The following is a 21,962-nucleotide window of genomic DNA, read 5'->3' as shown; positions in this document are numbered from 1 at the left end:
GGTGAGCCCGCTCAGTCGCCCGCCAGGAAGAAATGCCAGCGCCCGTCCGGGCTGATGCCGAGACGGAAGAAGATGTAGGCGCCGTAGGACTGGATATCCTGCCAGTCGCCGGCCGTGATCAGCGTGAAGAGCTGCACCATCTGCTGCGGCGAGAGCCGGTCGAGCGGGTAGCGCGCGAAATACGGCCAGAGATACATCGCATTTGGGCTGTCGCGATCGACATAGAGGAAATCGCTCTCCAGGATTTCCAGCATGATGGCGAGCATTTCCCGGCCTTCCGGATCGCCGGACAGAGATTTCAGATATTCGATCGGGTCGCCGACATTGTCGAAGCCGAAGGCCGGCGCCGGATCCTGCGCCTCGATCAGGGGCCTGAGCCGTTCGATATCGCCGGAGAGCGCCGCCTCGTGCAGCGCTTCCCAGGTCTTGCGCACGGGCTCCGGCATCGCCTGCTCGCCCTTCAGGACATCGAGATATTCCGGCACGGCCTTGCCGGGCTCGGCCGCCGCCTGCGGATCTCGAGGCGCGACCTCTCTCGGCGCTTGGCTCGTCTGACCGTTTTCCGGATCCGGCTCGCCTTCCTCTTCCGATTGGCCCTCGGCCGGTGTGGCGGGTGCCGGTGTCGCCTGATCGTCAGAGGCTGGGGGCGGAGCGTTCTCCGGGGCGGCGCCGTCCTGCGCAAAGGCGGCTGCGCCGAGCCCAAGGCAGAATGCCGTCGCGATCGCGGCAACGCCGCCGAACCGCCGAGCTTTCCGGGCCACGGATCGCTCCGATCGATGGTTTCTCTGTGTCGATGCGGCCAAGGCCCTGACGGCGCCCGCTGCGGCTGTGTCGGTCATCTCGACCAATCCCCCTTTTTGCCCATCGTGAATATCTGCCGGATTCGATGGCGAGAGCGAGGCAGCTCGCAAATTCCGGCAGGACGCCCCGCTGGTTTCCGTCTCCCGGCTGCGGCCTTTACTGCCCGTAGCGGGTGCGGATATCGGAGGCGATCTCCGCGCTTTCCTTCAGATAGCGGGCGATGCTCGCCTCGGCCGCCGGCGTGCAGGTCTCATAGACGGCGTTGTAGGTTTCAAAGCCGTGGTTGAAGCGTCCGACGAGGCGCGCCTTGCGCTCCGGGCCCGGCGCCTCGGCGGCGAGCATCGCCTCCATATCGGCCTTCCAGGCGGGCCCGTCTTCCGCCCCGCAGAGATTGCGCAGGAAATAGAGGGCGCCCAGAAGCTCCGACAGGCGCAGAAGCTTCGGTTCGTAGATCGGAGGCGGCGGTTCGGAGGATTGCTGCGAAACCGCGGCGTCGCCACCTTCCTGCGCAACGGCTTCCCCGACGAAGCCGATGCAAGGCTGGCCGACCCCGAGAGAGGTCAAAATCACGAGGATCAGAAGAAAAGAAAGACGCCGCATCCTTGAGATCATGCGCCGGGGTCTTTCTCGCTTCAAGACGATGCCAGGGCACATGCCCCGTCCTCCTTATGTGCGGCGCCTGCGGCGATGGCGTGTGCGATGAATGCGATCGCGCCGGGCGTGAGAGGCAGCCCTCCGACCTCCTCGAAGGGCACGAAGAGCGCGCGGTCGACGTCGTCACCAGCCGCGGGTTCGCCGCCGCAATGATGGCCGGTGAAGACTTCGAGGCGTTTCGATGGGGTGCCGCCCGTCTCATGGCGTCCGAGCGAGACGAGGGGGCCGGCCGGAAGTCCCGTCTCCTCCATCAGCTCGCGGCGTGCCGCTGCTTCTGCTGTTTCGCCGGGCTCCACATGGCCGCCGGGGAAGCTCCAGATGGCGCTGAAGGGCGGTTTGCTGCGGCGGACCAGGAGGACGGCCGTGCGCTTGAGAAGCACGATGCTCGCGCCATCGACAGGATCGGTGGCCGGTCGTTCTGAACTCGTGCCCGGCTTTGTCATCCGCTCTCCCTTTTGCCGCATGGCGCTGATACACAGAGCCTATGTGCGGACGCTTCGTTCTGGCCATGCCGGCCGACGTCATCAAGGAGCTTTTCAACCTCGCCGTCTTCGACGAGCGTCTCCTGCCGCCCCGCTACAACATCGCCCCGACGCAGCCGATCGTCGTCATCCGCCAGGGCTTCGACGGCGTCGAAGGCGTCCCGATGCGCTGGGGTTTCCTGCCGTCCTGGGTCAAGGACACGACGCGCTTTCCGCTCCTCATCAATGCGCGGGCGGAGGATATCCGCGAAAAGCCGGCATTTCGCAACGCCATTCGCAGGCGCCGCTGCCTCGTCCCGGCCTCTGGGTTCTACGAATGGCAGGCGCGCGGCAAAGGCCCGAAGCAACCCTATTGGATCGCGCCCAAGGCGGCCGGGCCGGTCGCCTTCGCCGGGATCTGGGAAACCTGGATCGGCACGGACGGAAGCGAGATCGACACCGCCGCCATCATCACGGTCGCGGCCGAAGCGCCGCTCGACGAGGTGCATCATCGGCGCCCGGCGATGATCGCGCCGGAGAATTTTGCGCTTTGGCTTTCGGGCGAGGAGACGACCGATGCGGCTTTGTCGATCCTCACCGATCTCGGGGCGGAGGCATTGCACGCGACGCCTGTGTCACGGCGCGTCAACCGTGTCGCTGACGACGATGCGGGCCTGATCGAGCCTGTTTCGGAGGAAGAGGAGGCGCCACCGGCCAAGCCGGTGCAGCAGCGGTTGCTTTAATCGGCTTGTGGCTTTTCCGCCGATGGGATTTCTTTCTGCATGCAGATGCGGTCCTGGGCGTGGAAGCCGAGCGCTTCGTAAAAGCCTTTGGCGACTTCGTTATCGCCGCGGATGAGCAGGTTGAGCTTCCAGATGCCTTTTGCCGCAAGCCATGCCTCGGCCGCCGCCATCATCTCCCGGCCGAAACCCTGGCCACGCCAATCGGGGTCGGTCGCGACGTAATAGACGGCGCCACGATGCCCGTCATGGCCGACCATCACTGAGGCGACGAGGTGCTCGTCCTCAGGCCGGCGTCCGACGAGGATCGTGCTCGCCGGTGCGGCAAGGGCGAAGCGGATATCCTGGCGCGGGTCGTTCCAGGGGCGGGTCAGGCCGGCGCGCTCGAAAAGGGCGACAAGCGCGTCTTCGTCTTTGCCCCCAATATCGCCGCTGTCGAACTCAGCGATCGAAAGCGACGTCACAGCATGCGTCCCGGGTTCAGGATGCCGTTTGGATCGAAGGCCGTCTTGATCCGGCGCATGAGGTCGAGCTCGATCCCGCTTTTGACCTCCGCGAGGAGTTTGCGTTTCAGCCGTCCGATACCGTGCTCGGCGGAGATTGAGCCGGACAGCTCTCCGACGATGCCGTGGACGATCGTATTCACCTCGTCCCAGCGGGCGAGGAATTCTTCACGGTCGGCGCCGACGGGCTGGCTCACATTGTAATGGATGTTGCCGTCGCCGAGATGGCCGAAGGGCAGGGGGCGCGCGCCGGGCACGGCCTCTATGACGGCCGCCGATGCGCGCTTCAAGAATTCGGGGATCTTGGCGACCGGCACGGAGACGTCGTGCTTGATGGAGCCGCCTTCCTTCTTCTGCACTTCGCTCATCGTGTGGCGGATGTGCCAGAATTCGGCCGCCTGCGCGAGGGAGGCTGCCGGGGCGCCATCGAGCACTTCCTCCGCCTCGAACGCGGCTTCGAGCGTCGTCTCCATCAGCTCGCTCGCCTCCGCCTCGCTGCGACCGGAGGAAATCTCGACGAGGCAGTACCATGGATAGGGGGCCTGAAGCGGATCGCGCGTGCCTTCCTGGTGCCGGAGCACGAAGTCGATCCCGAGGCGCGGCATCAGCTCAAAGCCGGTCAGAGCCGAGCCAGCTGTCTGCGAAAACCGGCGAAACAGTGTGAGGGCGGTCTCAGGATCTTCGACCGCGAGAAAGGCGACGGCGCGGCCTTTGGGGGCCGGAAAGAGCCTGAGGGACGCCGCCGTGATGACGCCGAGCGTGCCTTCCGATCCGATGAAAAGCTGTTTCAGATCGTAGCCGGTATTGTCTTTCCTGAGGCGGCGCAGGCCGTTCCAGATGGTGCCGTCGGCCATGACCACCTCAAGGCCGAGAACGAGATCGCGGGTGTTGCCGTAGGCGAGTACGCCCGTGCCGCCGGCATTGGTGGCGATGTTGCCGCCGATGCGACAGGAGCCCTGTGCGCCGAGCGACAGAGGAAAGAACAGACCCGCTTCGCTCGCGGCCTTCTGGATCTCTTCCAAGACGACACCCGCCTCGGCGACGAGGGTTGCTCCGTCCCGGTCGACGTCGCGAATCGCTTTCAGTCTTTCCAGCGTCAGAACGACTTCGCGACCGCTTTCGTCCGGAACCTGAGCCCCTACGAGCCCGGTATTGCCGCCTTGCGGCACGATCGGCACGCCGGTCTCGTTGGCAAAGCGCAGGATGCCTGCGACTTCATCGGGCGACGCCGGCCGGACGACAGCCGCCGGCACGCCGAAATAGAGATCGCGCCATTCCACACAATAAGGCCGTGTTTCCTCAGGCCTGGTGAGGACATGCGTCTCGCCGACGATGGCAGATAGGGCCGAGACGACGGCCTGTTGGGTCGGGGTGTCGTTCATCGCAGCGACATTAGCAGCTGGCGTCAGGAGGTGAAGCCCTGCTTGCGGCACTCAGAATCCCGTGCCATTACGGCACCCTTCATGGGACGCCGGGCGTCGCGAAGGGCAAAGCAAACGGAAGAAATATGACCGCAGCAAACGGCATCATGGCGGGTAAACGCGGACTGATCCTCGGAATCGCCAACAATCGATCCATTGCATGGGGCATCGCCAAGGCAGCGCGCGACGCCGGGGCGCAGCTTGCGCTCACCTATCAGGGCGACGCTCTGAAGAAGCGTGTGGAACCGCTTGCCAAAGAGCTCGACGCGCTGGTGGTCGGCCATTGCGACGTGACGGACGGCGCGACGATGGACGCCGTTTTCGAGACGATCCGCGAAGAATGGGGCGGCCTCGATTTTCTCGTCCATGCGGTTGCCTATTCCGACAAGGATGAACTCGACGGGCGCTACATCGACACGACCGAGGCGAACTTCAACAAGTCGCTCTACGTCTCATGCTATTCGCTGACGGCGCTCGCACAGCGCGCCGAAAAGCTGATGCCGAATGGCGGCTCGATCCTGACGCTCACCTATTACGGCGCCGAAAAGGTGATGCCGCACTACAACGTCATGGGCGTGGCCAAGGCGGCGCTCGAGGCGAGCGTGCGCTATCTGGCCGTCGATCTCGGCCCGTCCGGCATCCGCGTCAACGCGATCTCCGCCGGCCCGATCAAGACGCTGGCTGCCTCCGCCATCGGCGATTTCCGCTACATCTTGAAGTGGAACGAGTACAACGCCCCGCTCCGCCGCACCGTCACACCGGACGATGTCGGCCAGTCGGCGCTTTATCTCCTCTCCGATATGGGACGTGCGGTCACCGGCGAAGTGCATCATGTCGACGCCGGCTATCACGTCGTCGGCATGAAAGCGGTCGACGCGCCGGACATCACGACGGTCCTGAAGGAATAGCCGAAATCGCAATCGCGGCAGGCGTCACGGGCGGATGAGCGCATCCACCCGGTAATGCGCCCGGGCTTTGTGCCAGACAGGCACAAGCTGCCGCTCGAGATTTTTCCGCAAGAATCCGTGCGCGAGAGCCGGATGTACCGCCGCGTCCGAAAAAGGTCGCACATGGTGCACGAGGACGATGCGCCCGCCGCGTGCAAGGCGGGTCGGAAGCTCCGCGGCCAGCCGGCGAAGCGCGGCGTCACTGAGATAATAGGCGACCTCCGAGGCGACGATGAGGTCGAATTCGCCCCTCGGCAGATCGCGCGGCAAAACCGCCTCGCGGAAGCGGACGGAGGCGAGGTCAGCACATTCCCGTCTCGCTTCGGCAAGCGCCGTTGGCGAGGCATCGAGCGCGAGAAGTCGGAGCGTGAGAGGGGCGAGCGCCCGGCTCGTCACACCGATGGCGCAGCCGAGCTCCAGCCCGCGCGCATAAGGCCCGCTGCCGGCCGCAGCGACGAGATCGCGGCGCTTCATTTCTTCAAAGGAGGAGCTTCGATAGCGCCAGGGGTCGATGTCGTGGCGAAATTTCGCTTCAAACCCGTCCGGATCGATTGCGGCGCGCGGCGTCATCGGGACCTCAGTCGCACCGGATGTCGTGGGGAGGTCTCCCCAGGACGAAGCGTTCTTCGGCAAGCGCCTCGCCCACGGCCGTGAGCGCGCCATCGGGATTGGGCTGGCGGAGATAGGTTCTGAGGTCGCGGTCGAGCCGCTCCAGTGGATGCGGCTGCATCAGCCCCGCCGCGCCCACCGCCCGTTCTGCCGTTGAGAGAACGTCCATGGCGAGCTTCTCGATGGCAAGGCGCATGGCATTGGCGGTGGCGATCGCCTGCTCCTGTTCGGCTTCCGCGGGCGTCCCGAGGCAACCACGGCACCAGGCCGCCGCCGCGCGGGCGAACCAGCCGTAGCCGCCCTCGATCGCAAGCGCCATCTCGCCGAGCCGGTGCGCCTGATGAGGGTTATCCGCGCGTCCCGTCCGTATCAGGTGCGCGCGGGCGGCATCGAGAACGGCATGCGCTCCGCCGAGCTGAACGGCAGCAAAGCGGATGGCGCCGGCGGAAAACCAGGGCTGGCGCACATAATCGCCTGGCCGGCCGAGAAACCATTCCGGCGCGACCTCGACACCCGAGAAATCGACGACATGGCTGCCGGAAGCCTTCATGCCGAGCGGCCGCCACCAGCTGCGATCGACAGGCCTCTCATCGACCGGCACGATCAGCATTTGCCGGCCTTCCGGTTCTTCCACCGTGACGATGGCGTGCGAGAGACCATCGACGCCCGAGGCGAAGTTCTTGGCGCCGACCAACGCACCGTCTTCGAGCATGAGCGGCTTGCCCGGCGCGTCCGTGTTCCAGACGCCGAAGATGCGACCGAGCCTCGCCTCTGCCTGGTAATGGCTCTCTTGCGCCTTGGAGCCGAACAGCGCGATGAGCTGCAGGGCGTTCACATGGCCTTCGAAGATGCGCCCGACATTGAGATCGCCGCGCCCGACGGCGGCAAGCAGGTAGAGGAGATCCTCCATCCGCTCCGCCGACAGAAGCGGCCCGGAGAGGAGACCCGCCTCGGCGAGGATGGCGAAACCCTCCGCCGGAAAAGAGCCTGACGCGTCGTGGCGGGCCGCTTCGGCGCCGATTTTGGCTGCGAGTATGCCAAGATCGAGCGGTTCAGACTGATCGGGCGCGCGTTCAGGCCGCGAAGCTGTTTGCAGCATGGTTCAGTCGCTCCTCAAGGTAAGACAGCGCTTCTTCGACCGGCATGGTGCGCGGCGCGTCCGGCTCGTCGCCGGCCAGCCTTTCGATCAGCGCAAGAGGCGGTTCGGCCGCCGAAACCGGCAGGTTGGAAAGCGTCTGCTCCGTCAAAGCGTTCCGCCAGGTGCCGTCGGCAGCTGCGAGATCCCGCAGGCGGCGACGAAGCCGGAAGCGCGCCTCGGCACGTTCCGGCGCTTCCACAAGCAGAGGCCGGTGGGCTTCTTCCTCCTCAAGCCAGGCGGCAATGCAATCGGCCATGCCTCCCTTCGCGCGGCCTTCAAGACGCGCCGAGACGATGACTTCCACGTCCGGCGCATGCCTGAGCCGAGCGCCCTGCGCTCGGGCGCGGCTGACGAGCGCGAGGTCTTCGCGGTGGGGCACAGCGGGGAGACCTCCGAGGTCGCGATAGAGCTCCGTCCGCAGTGCGAGACTGGCGCCCGTATGGTCCGAGTGGCGTGGCCAGGGATCGTAGGGCAGGGGATCGATCAGGGCTGCGAGACGGTCGAGAAGTTCCTGGTAACGGGCGACGAGCCGGGCGCGCCGCATGAAGCCTGGGCCGAGCCTTCGTTCCTCCTCCTCGTCGCCGACGAGGTGGCCGGCGACGATATCGGCACCCTTGCGCAGGGCGATCAGATTGGCGAGCACCCAATCGGGGGCGGGCCTCGCGTCGGCATCGGTCGTCAGGATGACGGTGGCACCGCTGGCTGCGGCCTCTTCCATCGCCATGCGGCGGGCGACGCCGACATGGTTGTCGCTGCCCGTGAGCGTCACTTCGATGAGCCTGAGCGCGATGTGCGGGGCGCTCGCCGCGGCCGCGCGTGCGACGGCGGCCGAGGCGTCCGTACAATTGTTGCAGACGATGACGACGGGCAGACGGTGCCCGCCGGCAAGCCAGGTCTGCCGGGCGAGAGCCCCGATCAGCTGTGGCAGGCGTTCTTCTTCATTGCGGGCGGGAACCGCCACAACCGGGTGGAACGAGGGCAATTTTGGGCCTCACGGAAGACACGACGCCTCCCACAACACATGAGGCCCAATTTGGTTACCGCTCGTTAGCTGGCTAGGCGGCGATATTGATCACAAGCCGGCCGCGCACCTTTCCGGCAAGGAGATCGGACGTTGCCTGCTCGATGTCGGAAAATGCGATTTCGCGTGTGATCGAGGTGAGCTTCTCGCGGTCGAGATCGCTCGCAATCCGCTGCCAGGCGAGTTCGCGGATCGCTTTCGGAGCCATCACCGAATCGATGCCGAGAAGCGACACGCCGCGCAGGATGAAGGGTGCGACAGAAGCCGGGAGATCCATGCCGCCTGCAAGGCCGCAGCAGGCGACGGCCCCGCCGTACTTTGTCTGGGCGAGCACATTGGCGAGCGTCACGGAGCCGACAGCATCGACGCCGCCTACCCAGCGCTCCTTGCCGAGAGGTTTTCCGGGTTCAGAGAGTTCCTTGCGGTCGATGATCTCGGAGGCGCCGAGGCTCTTGAGGTAATCGGCTTCTTCGCTGCGTCCGGTCGAGGCGATCACGTGATAGCCGAGTTTGCCGAGAAGGGCTGTCGCAACGGAGCCGACCCCGCCGGTGGCACCGGTGACGACCACCGGACCGCGATCCGGCGTGATCTGATGGCGTTCAAGGGCAATGACGCACAGCATCGCCGTATAGCCGGCCGTGCCGACCGACATCGCCTCTGCTGCCGAGAGCGTCTCGGGCTGGCGGACGAGCCAGTCGGCCTTCACCCGGGCCATGCCGGCATAGGCGCCGTAATGCGTTTCGCCGAGGCCGAAACCGTTCAGGATCACACGCTCGCCGGGCTTGAAGGCGCCGGTATCGCAGGAGACGACCTCGCCTGCCAGATCGATGCCCGGGATCATCGGCCAGCGCCGGATGACCGGACCCTTGCCGGTGACGGCGAGCGCATCCTTGTAGTTCACAGTCGAATGCGTGACGCGGACGAGCGTGTCGCCTTCCATGAGGTCGTCGGTCGTCAGATCGACATGCGATAGAGACTGCTTCTTGTCTTCGTCCCGATCGATCAGGATGGCTTTGAAGGTTTCGGCCATGGGGGGATCTCCCTTTTGTCGCGGTCACGTTGCGCAGATGAGGCCGCCGCGCAAGGGGACAAGAGGGAGGCAGGTTTTCGCTGTCCGATCAGCTTGCCGTCACGAGGCAAAACGCGGCTCGACCGCCTGCTCGCGGATCGGCCAGTGCACGATGGCCGCAAACAGCCCGAGCGCCACGCCGAGCCACCAGACTTCGTCGTAGGAGCCGGTCTTGTCGTAGAGATAGCCTCCGAGCCAGACGCCGAGGAAGGAACCGATCTGGTGGGACAGGAAGACGATCCCGCCCAAAAGACCGAGATGGCGCGTGCCGAACATGATGGCGACGAGCGCATTGGTGGGCGGCACCGTCGACAGCCACAAGAGTCCGATCACCACGGAGAAGATCACCACCGAAGCGGGGCTGGGCGGCGCCAAGAGGAAGATCGTTATGGCGACTGAGCGCGCGAGATAGATCAGCGCGAGGAAGATCGGCTTCGAGTGGCGCTCGCCGATGGCGCCGGAGGCGATCGAGCCGATGATGTTGAAGAAGCCGATCAGGCTGATCGCGATCACCGCCCAGCGCGGCGACAGGCCGAGATCGGCGATATAGGCCGGAAAATGCGCGGTGATGAAGGCGACCTGGAAGCCGCAGACAAAGAAGCCGCAGAACAAAAGCACGAAGCTGCGGTGGCGCAGCGCCTGGGTGAGGGCTTCGGCGACGCTCTGTTCGGTCTCTCCCGGCTTGAGCTGATGGCGCGGCTGGCCGCGCAGGGGGATCGCGGCAAGTGGAATGAGCGCCATCAAGATGGCGAGGCCGATCAGGGCGTCCGACCAGCCGAGCGTGTCGATCATCGCCTGCGAAATCGGCGCGAAGGCGAACATGCCGAAAGAGCCGGCGGCGGTCGCCAAGCCAAAGACGAAGGAACGCCGTTCCGGCGGCACGCGGCGGGCAAGGGCTGCCATGACGACGCCGAAGGAGCCGGCTGCAACCGCAAGACCGACGAGCACGCCGCCGCCGATATGAAGCCAGAAGGGCGCCGGCGAATAGGCCATGACGACGAGGCCTGCAGCGTAAAGGAGAGCGCTTGCGACGAGCACCCGCGCCGTGCCGAAGCGGTCCGCCATCGCCCCGAAGAAAGGCTGGCCGAGGCCCCAGGCAATGTTCTGGATCGCCATCGCGAGCCCGAAGGTGGTGCGGTCCCAACCCCGGTCCGTGAGGAGCGGGATCTGGAAGAAGCCCATGGCCGAGCGCGGCCCGAAGGTGAGAAGCGCCACCGTGCAACCGCCTACGATGATCGCCCATGGCAGGGCGGCATGTCCGGTGCCGGACACCAGATTGCCTGAGCCGGCAGATTGACCGCGCATCGTCATGAGGCCTATCCCGCAAAGAAAGCGAGGATAGCCTGAGACTTTCCGAGGCGGAAAACGAAAAGACCTTATCTTGCTTTTGAGAGATTCTGAATTGGAGCTGGGATGAACAAAGAGGATATCGCCAAGTCGCTGGCTGCGGCGCGGGTGTCGGGAGAATATGCAGCCGTTGATATTACGGCCATCGATCAGGCCGAGGCTGCGGAAGATATCCTGGCTGCCGCCGGTGTGTTCTATGGCGGGCGCCGGATCGGCTACAAGGTCGGGTCGACGAGCGAGGCGGCGCAGAAGGCGACCGGTGCGCCAGGCCCGTGGTTTGCGCCCATGGTCGAGAGCGATCTCAGCCGCGACGGCACCACGCTCGTTTGGAAGAAGCACTACCGCGGCGTCGAATGCGAATTCGCCTTCCGCATTGGCGAGACCTATCCGGTGTTTGATACCAAGCCCAATCCGGCGAGCCTGCGTCAGGCGGTGGCGGCCTGTCATCTCGCTCTGGAAGTTGCGGGCCGCCGCACCGAAGGCAAAGGCCTCACGCGCTATCCGGCGGTTCTTGCCGATTTCGGCGCCCATTGTGCCTTCGTGTTGGGTCCGCAGGTCAAGGACTGGGAAAACCACGATCTCGCCGAGGTGGCCGTCTCGGGGCTTCGCGACGGCGTCGTCACGAACAAAGGCTCAGGAGCGGCCGTTATGGGTGGGCCGCTCAATTCGCTTCTCTGGCTGACCGAAAGGCTCGCTGAGCGGGGCCTGCAGCTTCAGGAAGGCGATTGGGTGCTGACCGGAACGACCATGGGCATCGTGGTGCCGGAACCCGGCTCCACGGTGACCGGCGATTTCGGTGAACTCGGCAAAGTGAGCGTCAATTTCGCCCGCGAGAGCTGAGCGGAAGAACGCACACGCAAAGAGACCGTTTAGAATCGGGGCTGGCTCTGTCGTCTGTCGGCAGAGCTGCCCAAACGGCTCCCAGAAATCGGGCTCTTAAAAAAATCGGTGGGGCCGGAACGAAGCCGGCGGCACGACGTTGATAGGTTGGATCAGCTCCAGCCGCCGCCATAGGTTCGATAGAAGATGTGGCGGCCGATGCGGTCGGTGCGCTTCATGCTGCTCGCCCACCGGGGCCGGACATAGGTGGCGTGGTAGTGGGTGGAATCGCCCACTTCCTCAAGCCAGGCTTTTCCCTCGGTCACGTCGAGCGCGACCTGTTTGGCGCGCTCATAGGCCGAGGGCGATCGGATTCGGTCGCGAATCCCGTCGCAGGCAAATGAGAATTGGCAGCGATTGCGCCAGTTCTTGTTCTGATAGACGACGCCACAGATCGTGTTCGGATAGGCGGGGTTCTTCACCCGATTGAGAATCACCTGAGCGACGGCGATCTGGCCGAGCTTGCTCTCACCGCGGGCCTCGAAATAGACGCCGCGCGACAGGCACGCTTGCTCTTTTTCGCTTTTGACACTTTCCGGCAGCGTATTGAGCATCCACGCATGCTCAGGCTTGGTGCGGTGGCGACCGCGCATCCAATCCCAAAGAGAGGGCGTCTCCTCCGGTTTCACGCGTGGCGTGCCGAGATCGCCAAGCTGGCCCGTCGCAGGGGCCGAGCCGATGACGGCGTCGAACGGTGCATCGAGACCGTCGCCGGTGGGAGCATAAGCCACGAGCGCTGCGTCAGCGGGGATGCTGTCCCTGCGCGCGAGCATGATGCCGTTGTCCTGCGTGGTCGTCTCGTGCTTCTGCATGAAATGGGAGTAGGCGACCATCAGTCCCGCCATATCCTGATCGGACGCATTGGCGAACGCGACCTTCGGCAGATCCTGGCCGTCGCGCGAAGAGAAGATGTCGTCCATGTTCCAAAGCTGGCCGGCGGCCGGCAGCTTGTCGGATTTGCGCGCAACCGGCGAGCGCGTCATCAAGAGATCGCCCTTGCGGTCGCGATTGACGGTTTCGGTGGTGAGCGGCCCTTCCGGGCTCGGAACGGCGACTTCCGCACCCTTTCCGAGCGCCGGCACCGGGATGGTGCGGGCGTCGCCCATGCCTGATCCCGGAGTGAGGGATGCGTTCTGGATATTGCCGACGGACATCGCTTCAAGACGGGTCTGCCAGCGCTGGTCGGGCAGATCGCCCGAAATCATGGCCGCAGCATCCTGATAGGCAATTGGCGACGTCGCGGCGACCAGGGCGCCCAGACCGAGCAGTCCCGCTGTCGATGCGGAACGCCAAGTCCTTCTTACGCCGCGCCATACTGCCATGAAGAAACCTCTTTGTCGGGCACAAGCGTTTTCGCCGCGCGAATCGCTCGCGTTCCGCTCCCGCCCTCACGAACGAGAAAAACAAATCGCGGTTTACAACCGGTTAATCGGGTCGCTCCACTTGGCGTCCGACCCGTCTGCCCGACGATCCCCCCTTTGCCCAGAGGTCCATCCGACCAGGGCTGCCGTATCGCGGCGGAATGGGGCAAGAAGTTGACAATTCCTTGCCCCAGCCTTGCATGCGGAAAGAAGATTCAGCTTGTTGCTTTTTTGCCAAGGGCCGCCTGGGCGGCGGCGAGCCGTGCAACCGGGACGCGATACGGAGAGCATGAGACGTAGTCGAGACCGGCTTCTTCGCAGAAGCGGATCGAGGCGGGATCGCCGCCATGCTCGCCACAAATGCCGAGTTTGAGATCCGGCTTCGTCACGCGCCCTTCCTTGACGGCGAGCGCAATCAGCGCCCCCACGCCCTCGGTGTCGAGAGTGATGAACGGATCCTTCTCGATCAGCCCGATCTCCTGATAATGGCCGAGGAAGGAGGCCGCATCGTCACGCGAAATGCCGTAGGTCGTCTGCGTCAGATCGTTGGTGCCGAAGGAGAAGAACTGAGCGCTCTGGGCGATCTCCCGCGCCCGAAGGGCGGCGCGCGGCAGCTCGATCATGGTGCCCACCGTATAGGTGATCTTGATCTCGCTTGAGGTGTTCACCTCTTCGGCTGTGCGGTCGATGACCTCTTTCACCTTGTCGAGTTCCGGCAGCATGCCGACGAGCGGCACCATGATCTCCGGGATCACAGGTTCGCCGGTCTGATGGGCGGCATCACGAGCCGCCTCCAGAATGGCGCGGGTCTGCATTTCCGTGATCTCCGGATGCAGGAGCAGGAGCCGGCAGCCGCGGCTGCCGAGCATCGGATTGGCTTCCGTCAATTCGATGATGCGCTCGCGCAGGCGAGACGGTTCCGTGCCGATTGCCGCTGCAACCTCTTCGATCTCCTTTTCGCCCTTCGGCAGGAATTCGTGCAGGGGCGGATCGAGGAGGCGAATGGTCACCGGCAGGCCGCGCATCGTCTTGAAGAGCTCGAAGAAATCGTGGCGCTGCAGCGGCAGAAGCTTGGCGAGCGCGGCCCGCCGCGCCTCCCGGTCTTCCGCGACGATCATCTCGCGCATGGCGACGATGCGGTCGTCCTGGAAGAAGGTATGCTCGGTGCGGCACAGGCCGATGCCTTCGGCCCCGAAATCGCGCGCTGCACGCGCATCTTCCGGCGTTTCGGCATTCGCCCGGACGCCGAGACGGCGGGCCTGATCGGCCCATTTCATCAAGGTGGCGAAGTCGCCGGAGACTTCCGGCTGCAGCATCGCGACGGCACCCTCCATCACCTCGCCGGTGGAGCCGTCGATGGTGATGACGTCGCCTTCCTTATAGACCTTGCCGAGCACCATCATGGTGCCGGCCTTGTGGTCGATCTTGAGCGAGCCGGCGCCGCAGACGCAGGGTTTGCCCATGCCGCGGGCGACGACGGCCGCATGGCTCGTCATGCCGCCGCGCGAGGTCAGGATGCCGCGCGAGGACACCATGCCCTGAATGTCTTCCGGGCTCGTTTCCATGCGCACCAGGATGACCTGATGGCCTTCCTTGGTGAGAAGGTCGGCCTTGTCCGGCGTGAACACGATCTCGCCGCTGGCAGCCCCCGGCGAGGCGGGCAGGCCGCGCGCGATGACGTTGCGTTCAGCCTTGGGATCGAGCGTGGGATGCAAGAGCTGGTCGAGCGATGTCGGCTCGATGCGCATCACCGCCTCTTCCTCGGTGATCAGGCCTTCCTCGGCCATGCCAGTGGCGATCTTGAGGGCGGCATGGGTGGTGCGCTTGCCGTTGCGGGTCTGCAGCATCCACAACGTCCCGCGTTCGATCGTGAACTCCATGTCCTGCATATCGCGGTAATGGCGTTCCAAGCGATCCGCATGCGCGCAGAACTCCTTGAAGGATTCCGGCATCAGCGTTTCGAGCGACGGGGCATCGCTGCCGGCCTGAACACGGGCTTTCTCCGTCAGATATTGGGGGGTGCGGATGCCGGCGACGACATCTTCGCCCTGCGCATTGACGAGGAACTCGCCATAGAGCGCTTTCTCACCCGTCGACGGATCGCGTGTGAACGCCACGCCTGTCGCCGAGGTGTCGCCCATATTGCCGAACACCATGGCCTGCACGTTGACGGCGGTGCCCCAGCTCTCCGGGATGTCGTGCAGTTTGCGATAGGTGATGGCGCGGTTGTTCATCCAGGAGGAGAAAACGGCGCTGATCGCGCCCCAAAGCTGGTCCTGCGGATCCTGCGGGAACGGGCCTTCGTTGACCTCGATGACGAGAGCCTTGAAGCGCTCGATCACCACCTGCCAGTCTTCCGCGGAAAGCTGCGTGTCGCTCTCATAGCCGCGCGCTTCGCGCTCCTGCTCGAGGATTGCCTCGAAATCATGATGTTCGACGCCGAGCACGACGTCGGAATACATCTGAATGAAGCGGCGATAGGAATCGTACGCGAAACGCGGATCGGCACTTTCGGCGAGCGCCTGGACGCTCTCGTCGTTGAGGCCGAGATTGAGGACCGTGTCCATCATGCCCGGCATGGAGCTGCGCGCACCTGAACGCACCGACAGAAGCAGTGGCATCGGAGCGCCGCCGAGCGTCTTGCCCTGCAGCTTTTCAAGCTTCGCCAGCGCTTCGGCGACCTGTTCGTGCAGGCCTTCCGGCATCTGCCGGCCATTGGCGTAGAACCAGTTGCAGGCTTCGGTGGAGATTGTGAAGCCCGGCGGCACCGGCAGGCCGAGATTGGCCATCTCTGCAAGATTGGCGCCTTTGCCACCGAGAAGATTGCGCATGTCGCGCGAGCCCTCGGCGCTTCCGCCGCCGAAGGAATATACCCACTTCGTCATCGTGCCTCCGGAAACCTGGTCGATTTACACGTTGTCCCACACCGGCTGTAAAACGTTCAGCCGGTCCGCACAACGCAGGCTTCAGGGCATCTGTTGCGCAAAGAACGCTTCATTCCCTTAGGGAAGTAGCCCCGCCAAACGACGATTTCTTCAGGCCAACAAGTGCTTTAGAGCGCAATATCGAGGCCAAGATCCAGTATCGGAGCCGAATGCGTTATAAAACCGGTGGAGATATAGTCGACGCCGGTTTCCGCGATCGCCCCAACCGTGGCGAGCGTGATGCCGCCGGAGGCTTCCAAGGTGGCGCGACCGCGCGTTATCGCCACTGCTTCGCGAAGTGTCGGCGGACCCATATTGTCGAGGAGGATGACGTCGGGCCCTTCTTCCAGGGCCTCTTCAAGCTGTTCGAGCGTGTCGACCTCGACCTCGATCCGGACCAGATGTCCGGCGAATTCCTGAGCGCTGCGAATGGCTTCTCTGACCCCTCCAGCAACTGCGATGTGGTTGTCCTTGATGAGGATTGCGTCGTCGAGACCGTAGCGGTGGTTTGAGCCGCCGCCGCAGCGAACCGCGTATTTCTGGAAAGACCGCAGGCCCGGATGGGTTTTGCGGGTGCAGGTGATCCGTGCCTTGGTGTGGGCGATGGCGGCTGCAAATTCGGCGGTCGCGGTCGCAACGCCAGAGAGGTGGCAGAGGAAATTGAGCGCCGTGCGCTCGGAAGAGAGGAGCGCGCGGGCATCCGCCGAGATCTCTGCGATGACGGCACCGGCTTCAAGCCTGTCGCCGTCGGCCGCACGCGGCCGAAACTCTGCATCCGGGTCCATCAAAAGGACGGCCTTGCGGGCAAGCGCGAGGCCGGCGAGCGTGCCGGCGGCCCGCGCCCCGATGGTGGCCGTCGCCCGGCGGCCGGTGGGAATCGTTGCCTGCGACGTAATGTCACCCGCGCGCCCGAGATCTTCTTCAAGCGCCGCACGCACGGCTTTCTCGACGATCAGGTCCGGCAGCTCAGGCGAGGTTGGCATGACGGGATGTCTCCTGGAAAGCGGCGATGGCGCCCTTGGCGATCGCATCGGCCTTGGCGAGCGTGAGAAAGCGCCGATGCGCCTCTTCGGGTTGCGGATGCGGAAAGTCGGAGCGGAAATGCGCGCCGCGGCTCTCCTCGCGGCGAAGGGCGGCCACGGCGATGAGTTTGGCGGCGGTCAATGAGTTGAGGAGACTCGGCTGCCGGGCGGTCGCCCGGATCGCGTCCATTTCGGCGAGTGCGGCTTCAAGTCCCTGGCGGCTGCGCACCACGCCGACCGCGGCATCCATGAGCCGGCGCAACCGTTCAAGCAGCGCGTCTTCGTTCGGAAGCCCGGCGGCCGTATCGGCCGTCGATTCATCCGACCAGCGCACCATACGGTGATTGGGCAAAAGCCCCTGCACGTCTTCGGCGATGCGGGCGGCAAAGACGACGGCTTCCAAAAGCGAGTTGGAGGCGAGCCGGTTGGCGCCGTGCGCGCCGGTTGAGGAGACCTCGCCACAGGCCCACAAACCATCAAGGGAGCTGCGGCCGAGCCCGTCCACATGGATGCCGCCCATATGGTAGTGGGCGGCCGGCGCGATCGGGATCGGCGTCACGCGTGGATCGATCCCCGCCTCCATGCAGGCGGCAAAGACGGTCGGGAAGCGTTCGGGAAATTCCGCTCCCACGGCCTCGCGGCAATCGAGGAAGGCGCCCCGGCCGGAATGGCGCGCCTGATGCACACCACGGGCCACGATATCGCGCGGCGCAAGCTCGCCCGCCTCGTGGATATCGAACATGAAGCGATGACCGTTGCGGTCGACGATGGCCGCACCTTCGCCGCGAAGCGCTTCCGTGGCGAGCGGGGCCGGATCGCGACCGACATCGACGGCGGTCGGGTGGAACTGCACGAATTCCGCATCCGCCACGAGCGCGCCTGCGCGCGCGGCCATGCCGAGGCCTTCGCCGCGCGCCTCCTGGGGGTTGGTGGTGACGGAGTAGAGATGGCCGATGCCGCCGGAGGCGAGCACGATGGCACGCGTCGGCAACAGCATGCGCGCCGAAAGCCCTCCGCGCCGGTCGCGGGCAATGAGCCCGGTGACGTAGGAGCCTTCCGCCTTCAGGCTTTCGGCGACGAAACCTTCCAGGACGCGGATCGAGGAGGTCTCGCGCACCGCTCTGATGAGCGCCTGCATGATGGCGGCGCCGGCGCTGTCGCCGCCGACCCTGACCACCCGGCGATGCGAATGCGCGGCCTCGCGGGAGAGCGTGAGTTTGCCCTCGAGGTCGCGGTCGAAGGGCACACCATAAGACAGAAGGTCGTGGATGCGGGCGGCCGCCTCTTCCGCCATGCCGCGGGCGATGGCGCCCTCGACGAGGCCGGCACCGGCCGCGATCGTGTCCGCCACGTGGTTTTCGACCGTGTCGCCCGGGTCCATGGCGGCTGCGATGCCGCCCTGCGCCCAGCCGGAGGACGAGCCTTCACCGATCGGGGCGGCCGTGATGATGGTGACGGGCCGCGGCGCGAGTTTCAGGGCGCAGAAAAGACCGGCGAGGCCGCCGCCGACGATGACGACGTCGTCGATGCCGGCCCAGGATTGCGGCGGGAAGGGGTGCGGGGAAAGGCTCACCTCAGGAAAGCCGCTTCGACATCGGCTGCGCCTTGGCGAAGTCGATCGCCTTTCCTTGTTCGCCCTCATCCGTCCAGCCGGCCGAGCGATAGAAACGGTGCGCCGTCGCCGTACTCGTCAGCCGCGCCTCAACGATACCTTGTTTGCGCATTTCCCCCTCCATATGGGCAAGCATGGCTTTGCTCGCGCCGGAAAAGCGTGCCGCGGGTCTCACATAGTTGAGAAGGATCTCGGCACCTCTGAAGGCGCCGACGCAGACGATCTCGCCATCCTCCTCGGCCACGAGGAAGGTCGATGCGGGATCTTTGATCCATCCCGCCACGATGCCGGGCGCCTTGTTGGCCGTCCATCGTTTGATATTGGCAGGGTTGCCGCCGTGATCGGCTTCGCAGAGGCCGGTGATGGATGCGATCAAAACGTCGCTCACTGCCTCTGCATCGCCGGGCTTTGCCCTTCTGATGCGCATGCCGAAGCCCCCACGGCAGAACTCAGCTCTTCAGATTGACCATGCGCTCCACCGAGCGGCGCGCCTTTGCCGCCATCATCGGGTCGAGGACGACCTCCTCGCTCATATAGACGAGGGTATCGAGGATCTTCGGCAGCTGGATGCGCTTCATGTGCGGGCAGAGATTGCATGGGCGCACGAATTCCACCCCCGGCGCCTCGCTCGCGACATTGTCGGCCATGGAGCATTCGGTCACCATCAGCACCTTGCCGGGGTTTTCCTTCTGCACCCAGCCGATCATCTTGGCCGTCGAGCCGGTGAAATCGGCTTCGGCGAGAACGTCGGGCGGACATTCCGGATGCGCGATGATGCGGATCGACGGATCGGCCTCGCGGTAGGCGCGCAGCTCGTCGCCGGTGAAGCGCTCATGCACCTCGCAGGCCCCGTTCCAGGTGATGATCTTCACATCCGTCTGTGAGGCGACCCAAGCGGCGAGATACTGGTCGGGCAGCATGATCACCTCTTTGGCGCCGAGGCTTTCCACCACTTCCAGCGCGTTGGAGGAGGTGCAGCAGATGTCGACCTCCGCCTTCACGTCGGCGGTCGTGTTCACATAGGCGACGACTGGCACGCCCGGATGCGCTTCGCGCAGAAGCCGCACATCTTCGCCCGTGATGGAGGCGGCGAGCGAACAGCCGGCACGGCTGTCGGGAATGAGCACCGTCTTTTCCGGGCAGAGGATCTTCGAAGTTTCCGCCATGAAGTGCACACCGCACTGGACGATGATCTCCGCCTCGGATTTCGCTGCCTCCTGCGCGAGCTGCAGGGAATCGCCGACGATATCCGCAACGCCGTGATAGATCTCCGGCGTCTGGTAATTGTGGGCGAGGATGATGGCCCCGCGCTCCGCCTTCAGGCGGTTGATGTGGTAGACGTAAGGCGCATGCACCGGCCATTCGATCGCCGGGATGACATGGCGAACCTTCTCGTAAATCGGCGCCGTCGCTTCCGCGATCTCCGGCGTATAGGCGAGATCCGGGTAAGGCTTCACGTCGTAACGATCGGCCGCCGTGTCGAGGGAAACATTCCCGCCCGTGCCGATTGCGGCCGCTGCGCTGGAACCCTGAACCATACTCGCCCCTCCCGTTTATATGTTTATGCTCAGTTTGAGCATAAGATGGGCCAAACAAAAACCGGCAGTGCCGGAAGCGACTCAGATAGGGGCGAAATCAACGCCGTGCAAGACGGTTGACGCAACGTCGTCATGCACAAAGTGCGCGGCTCGGCGGCCGCGATCCCCGAAAGGCGCGAGAAACCGCCGTTTCCTGCCTATTGAGACGCGGCCATTTCCAAGGCCGCCATTCTTATCCCCGCCTCTCAAACCTCCCGCACACTTCCCGCCGTCGATGAAGTGCGGTGAGGGATTATGCTTCAGGTTGAGCGAGCGCTGCCTGAATTCAAGGCGAACCACTACGCAGCCCGGCTGCAGCTCCAGGCGCTCAAGACTGTGCACTCCGTCCGTCGGGAGAATCTCACCAAGAGCTTTGCCGAACCGGCTGCCGCACGGCAGCGCTTTGCGGCGCGCCTCAATGCCGAGATTCACCGCAATGCCGCCATGCTGCGGGCCGCCTTCGTGCGTGCCTACGCCGAGACGCGGCCCGGCGCCCGTCGCACGCCAGGCCGCATCGACCTGCCGGATGTCAGCTGGCTCAAGGACGAGACGCTCGCCGAATGGGATCGCCGTCAGAAGGCCGCCGAGCGCCGGCTGGGCAGCGAGCCAGAGCGGCGTCAGGCCGTTCTTGCGCGCGTCGAAGACACGTTGTTTCGCCGCTTTGCCGGCCGCCTCAACGAGGTGCAGCAGCATGGCCTGGGCATCGATCGCTATGTCTGGCGCTCGCGCGACGATGCCCGCGTCCGGCCCGCACATGCCGAGAACGACGACAAGGTCTTCTTCTGGGAGGAGCCGCCGGAGGAGGGTCATCCGGGCGAGGCCTGCAATTGCCGCTGCTGGGCCGAACCGGTCATCGAGCCGATTGCCGATGATGCCGCTCCGCCCGACACCGGCCTGCGCTACCGCCTCAGCCTTGCCGCCGCTGCGGTCGCCGGAGTCGTCGAAGCCGTCCGCGATGCCGTCCTCGACAGCGTTCGCTCGGTCGGCGAAGCCGTCGAAGAGGTGCCGGCGGCGCGCCGGTTGGTCTTTCTGCTACGCCGTGAGGCACGGGGCGAGCTTTCCGATGCTGAGCGTGCCGAGCTCGAAGGCGTGCGCGACGCCGCCCGTGCCAGGGCAGAGACCTTCTTTCGTGACGCTCCGGAGCTCGCAAAGGCGCTCGGCGCCTATCTGCTTGCCCTGCAGAAGCGCCCGGGTCTTCTCGAGGACGCCTACCGCCAGGGTCTCGCCACCCGCGAGGAGGTCGAGGCGGCCTATCGCGAGCGCGCCTATGTCGACACGCTCGTCCTTCTCAACGTGCCGCCGCCGTTCCTCGCGCTGCGTGCCGGCAAGCTCCTGGGCCTGCGCAATCTGGCTGGCGATGCGAAGGCGCTGGCTGAGGCAATCACGCGGGAAGCCGCTCGCCTTCGCCGCCGCGCTGGCCATGTCGGTCACAACGTCATTGACAATCCGGGCATCGTCTGGGGCCGCGGCATCAAGGGGCAGGGAATTCCCTGGGAGGACGCGCTGGAAGCGACCGGCCAGTTCGGCCATAGGCTGCCCAAGAATTACAAGACGATCGATTTTTACGATCCAGTGAAGCGGACAGCGACAAGCGCAAAAACGCTTTATACGCGGGCAGCTGGCTACGTCGAAGATCCTGAGAAGATATACCGCGCACTGCAGCGTTATGTCGATCGTCTGGAATCATTCGATGGCGATCGAAAGAAGGGACTAAGTGTGAAATCTTCAGAAATCGAAGTAAAAAGGATCGAGCTGGCTGTGCCGATGAATACGTCAAGACAGCAAATTGTTCAGATCAGGCGCGCTGTGAGATATGCTGAGCAACATGGCGTGCAACTCAGGGTGACTTTTATCAATGAGCCATGAACGAGCCGTC

Annotated in this window: 20 protein-coding genes; 4 read left to right on the top strand and 16 right to left on the bottom strand. The window is 64.8% G+C overall.

Features of this window, described 5'->3' with window-relative positions; translation table 11 throughout:
* Nucleotides 1-11: 11 nt before the first annotated feature.
* From NYQ83_RS06950 to NYQ83_RS06940, 3 genes are all read right to left on the bottom strand, one after another.
* On the bottom strand, nt 12-761 hold the full coding sequence (locus tag NYQ83_RS06950) for a hypothetical protein (RefSeq protein ID WP_128292392.1): 750 nt from the start codon (nt 759-761) through the stop codon (nt 12-14).
* Between the two features lie 196 nt (nt 762-957).
* Nucleotides 958-1,401, bottom strand: coding sequence for a TIGR02301 family protein (locus NYQ83_RS06945; RefSeq protein ID WP_164879636.1), 444 nt, complete (start codon nt 1,399-1,401; stop codon nt 958-960).
* Between the two features lie 32 nt (nt 1,402-1,433).
* Entirely contained in the window at nt 1,434-1,898 is a 465-nt protein-coding gene (locus NYQ83_RS06940; RefSeq protein ID WP_128292394.1) for an NUDIX hydrolase, read from the bottom strand.
* Between the two features lie 41 nt (nt 1,899-1,939).
* On the opposite strand from NYQ83_RS06940, the gene NYQ83_RS06935 reads away from it, so the two are divergent.
* Nucleotides 1,940-2,659 (top strand): SOS response-associated peptidase, encoded by a 720-nt coding sequence (locus NYQ83_RS06935; RefSeq protein ID WP_128292395.1) that lies wholly within the window; start codon nt 1,940-1,942, stop codon nt 2,657-2,659.
* Here NYQ83_RS06935 and NYQ83_RS06930 read toward each other — a convergent pair.
* Together NYQ83_RS06930 and NYQ83_RS06925 are read right to left on the bottom strand one after the other, a co-directional pair.
* Complete coding sequence (locus tag NYQ83_RS06930; protein ID WP_246008472.1) at nt 2,656-3,120, bottom strand: GNAT family acetyltransferase; 465 nt, start codon at nt 3,118-3,120, stop codon at nt 2,656-2,658. The two genes, NYQ83_RS06935 and NYQ83_RS06930, sit on opposite strands and share 4 nt — an antisense overlap.
* Nucleotides 3,117-4,541 (bottom strand): FAD-binding oxidoreductase, encoded by a 1,425-nt coding sequence (locus NYQ83_RS06925; RefSeq protein ID WP_128292396.1) that lies wholly within the window; start codon nt 4,539-4,541, stop codon nt 3,117-3,119. Before NYQ83_RS06925 ends, NYQ83_RS06930 begins: the two co-directional genes overlap by 4 nt.
* A 125-nt stretch (nt 4,542-4,666) precedes the next feature.
* Between NYQ83_RS06925 and fabI the strand changes: the two genes are divergently transcribed.
* On the top strand, nt 4,667-5,488 hold the full coding sequence (fabI, locus tag NYQ83_RS06920; protein WP_128292397.1) for an enoyl-ACP reductase FabI: 822 nt from the start codon (nt 4,667-4,669) through the stop codon (nt 5,486-5,488).
* Between the two features lie 24 nt (nt 5,489-5,512).
* Here the strand turns inward: fabI and NYQ83_RS06915 are convergent, their stop codons facing one another.
* The 5 genes from NYQ83_RS06915 to NYQ83_RS06895 form a co-directional block, all read right to left on the bottom strand.
* Entirely contained in the window at nt 5,513-6,097 is a 585-nt protein-coding gene (locus NYQ83_RS06915) for a class I SAM-dependent DNA methyltransferase (RefSeq protein WP_164879637.1), read from the bottom strand.
* A 7-nt stretch (nt 6,098-6,104) separates the two neighbouring features.
* Complete coding sequence (locus NYQ83_RS06910) at nt 6,105-7,235, bottom strand: acyl-CoA dehydrogenase family protein (protein ID WP_261213541.1); 1,131 nt, start codon at nt 7,233-7,235, stop codon at nt 6,105-6,107.
* Nucleotides 7,210-8,256, bottom strand: coding sequence for a glycosyltransferase (locus tag NYQ83_RS06905; protein ID WP_261213539.1), 1,047 nt, complete (start codon nt 8,254-8,256; stop codon nt 7,210-7,212). The genes NYQ83_RS06910 and NYQ83_RS06905 overlap by 26 nt, the downstream gene beginning before the upstream one ends.
* 73 nt (nt 8,257-8,329) lie before the next feature.
* Entirely contained in the window at nt 8,330-9,325 is a 996-nt protein-coding gene (locus NYQ83_RS06900) for an MDR family oxidoreductase (RefSeq protein WP_128292401.1), read from the bottom strand.
* 99 nt (nt 9,326-9,424) lie between these two features.
* Nucleotides 9,425-10,669: an MFS transporter gene (locus NYQ83_RS06895; protein WP_261213981.1), complete on the bottom strand. Its 1,245-nt coding sequence runs from the start codon at nt 10,667-10,669 to the stop codon at nt 9,425-9,427.
* A gap of 108 nt (nt 10,670-10,777) precedes the next feature.
* On the opposite strand from NYQ83_RS06895, the gene NYQ83_RS06890 reads away from it, so the two are divergent.
* Nucleotides 10,778-11,551, top strand: coding sequence for a 2-keto-4-pentenoate hydratase (locus NYQ83_RS06890; protein ID WP_261213535.1), 774 nt, complete (start codon nt 10,778-10,780; stop codon nt 11,549-11,551).
* A 152-nt stretch (nt 11,552-11,703) separates the two neighbouring features.
* Here NYQ83_RS06890 and NYQ83_RS06885 read toward each other — a convergent pair whose 3' ends face one another.
* From NYQ83_RS06885 to nadA, 6 genes are all read right to left on the bottom strand, one after another.
* Nucleotides 11,704-12,912 carry a cell wall hydrolase gene (locus NYQ83_RS06885; protein ID WP_246008473.1) on the bottom strand — a complete coding sequence of 403 codons (1,209 nt, stop codon included), beginning with the start codon at nt 12,910-12,912 and terminating at the stop codon, nt 11,704-11,706.
* 254 nt (nt 12,913-13,166) lie between these two features.
* Nucleotides 13,167-15,836: a pyruvate, phosphate dikinase gene (gene ppdK, locus NYQ83_RS06880; protein ID WP_261213532.1), complete on the bottom strand. Its 2,670-nt coding sequence runs from the start codon at nt 15,834-15,836 to the stop codon at nt 13,167-13,169.
* Between the two features lie 167 nt (nt 15,837-16,003).
* A complete protein-coding gene (nadC, locus tag NYQ83_RS06875) occupies nt 16,004-16,858 on the bottom strand; it encodes a carboxylating nicotinate-nucleotide diphosphorylase (RefSeq protein ID WP_128292405.1) in 855 nt (284 codons plus the stop codon).
* Entirely contained in the window at nt 16,842-18,470 is a 1,629-nt protein-coding gene (locus NYQ83_RS06870; protein WP_246008474.1) for an L-aspartate oxidase, read from the bottom strand. Before NYQ83_RS06870 ends, nadC begins: the two co-directional genes overlap by 17 nt.
* Nucleotide 18,471: 1 nt before the next feature.
* A complete protein-coding gene (locus NYQ83_RS06865; protein ID WP_261213529.1) occupies nt 18,472-18,897 on the bottom strand; it encodes a GNAT family N-acetyltransferase in 426 nt (141 codons plus the stop codon).
* Nucleotides 18,898-18,958: 61 nt separating this feature from the next.
* Entirely contained in the window at nt 18,959-20,047 is a 1,089-nt protein-coding gene (nadA, locus tag NYQ83_RS06860) for a quinolinate synthase NadA (protein ID WP_261213527.1), read from the bottom strand.
* 294 nt (nt 20,048-20,341) lie between these two features.
* On the opposite strand from nadA, the gene NYQ83_RS06855 reads away from it, so the two are divergent.
* Nucleotides 20,342-21,952, top strand: coding sequence for a phage minor head protein (locus tag NYQ83_RS06855; RefSeq protein WP_261213526.1), 1,611 nt, complete (start codon nt 20,342-20,344; stop codon nt 21,950-21,952).
* Nucleotides 21,953-21,962: the final 10 nt, after the last annotated feature.

The sequence above is a fragment of the Afifella sp. JA880 genome (genome assembly GCF_025379905.1).
Classification (GTDB): Bacteria; Pseudomonadota; Alphaproteobacteria; order Rhizobiales; family Afifellaceae; genus Afifella; species Afifella aestuarii.
This window is presented reverse-complemented; position numbering and strand designations above follow the sequence as displayed.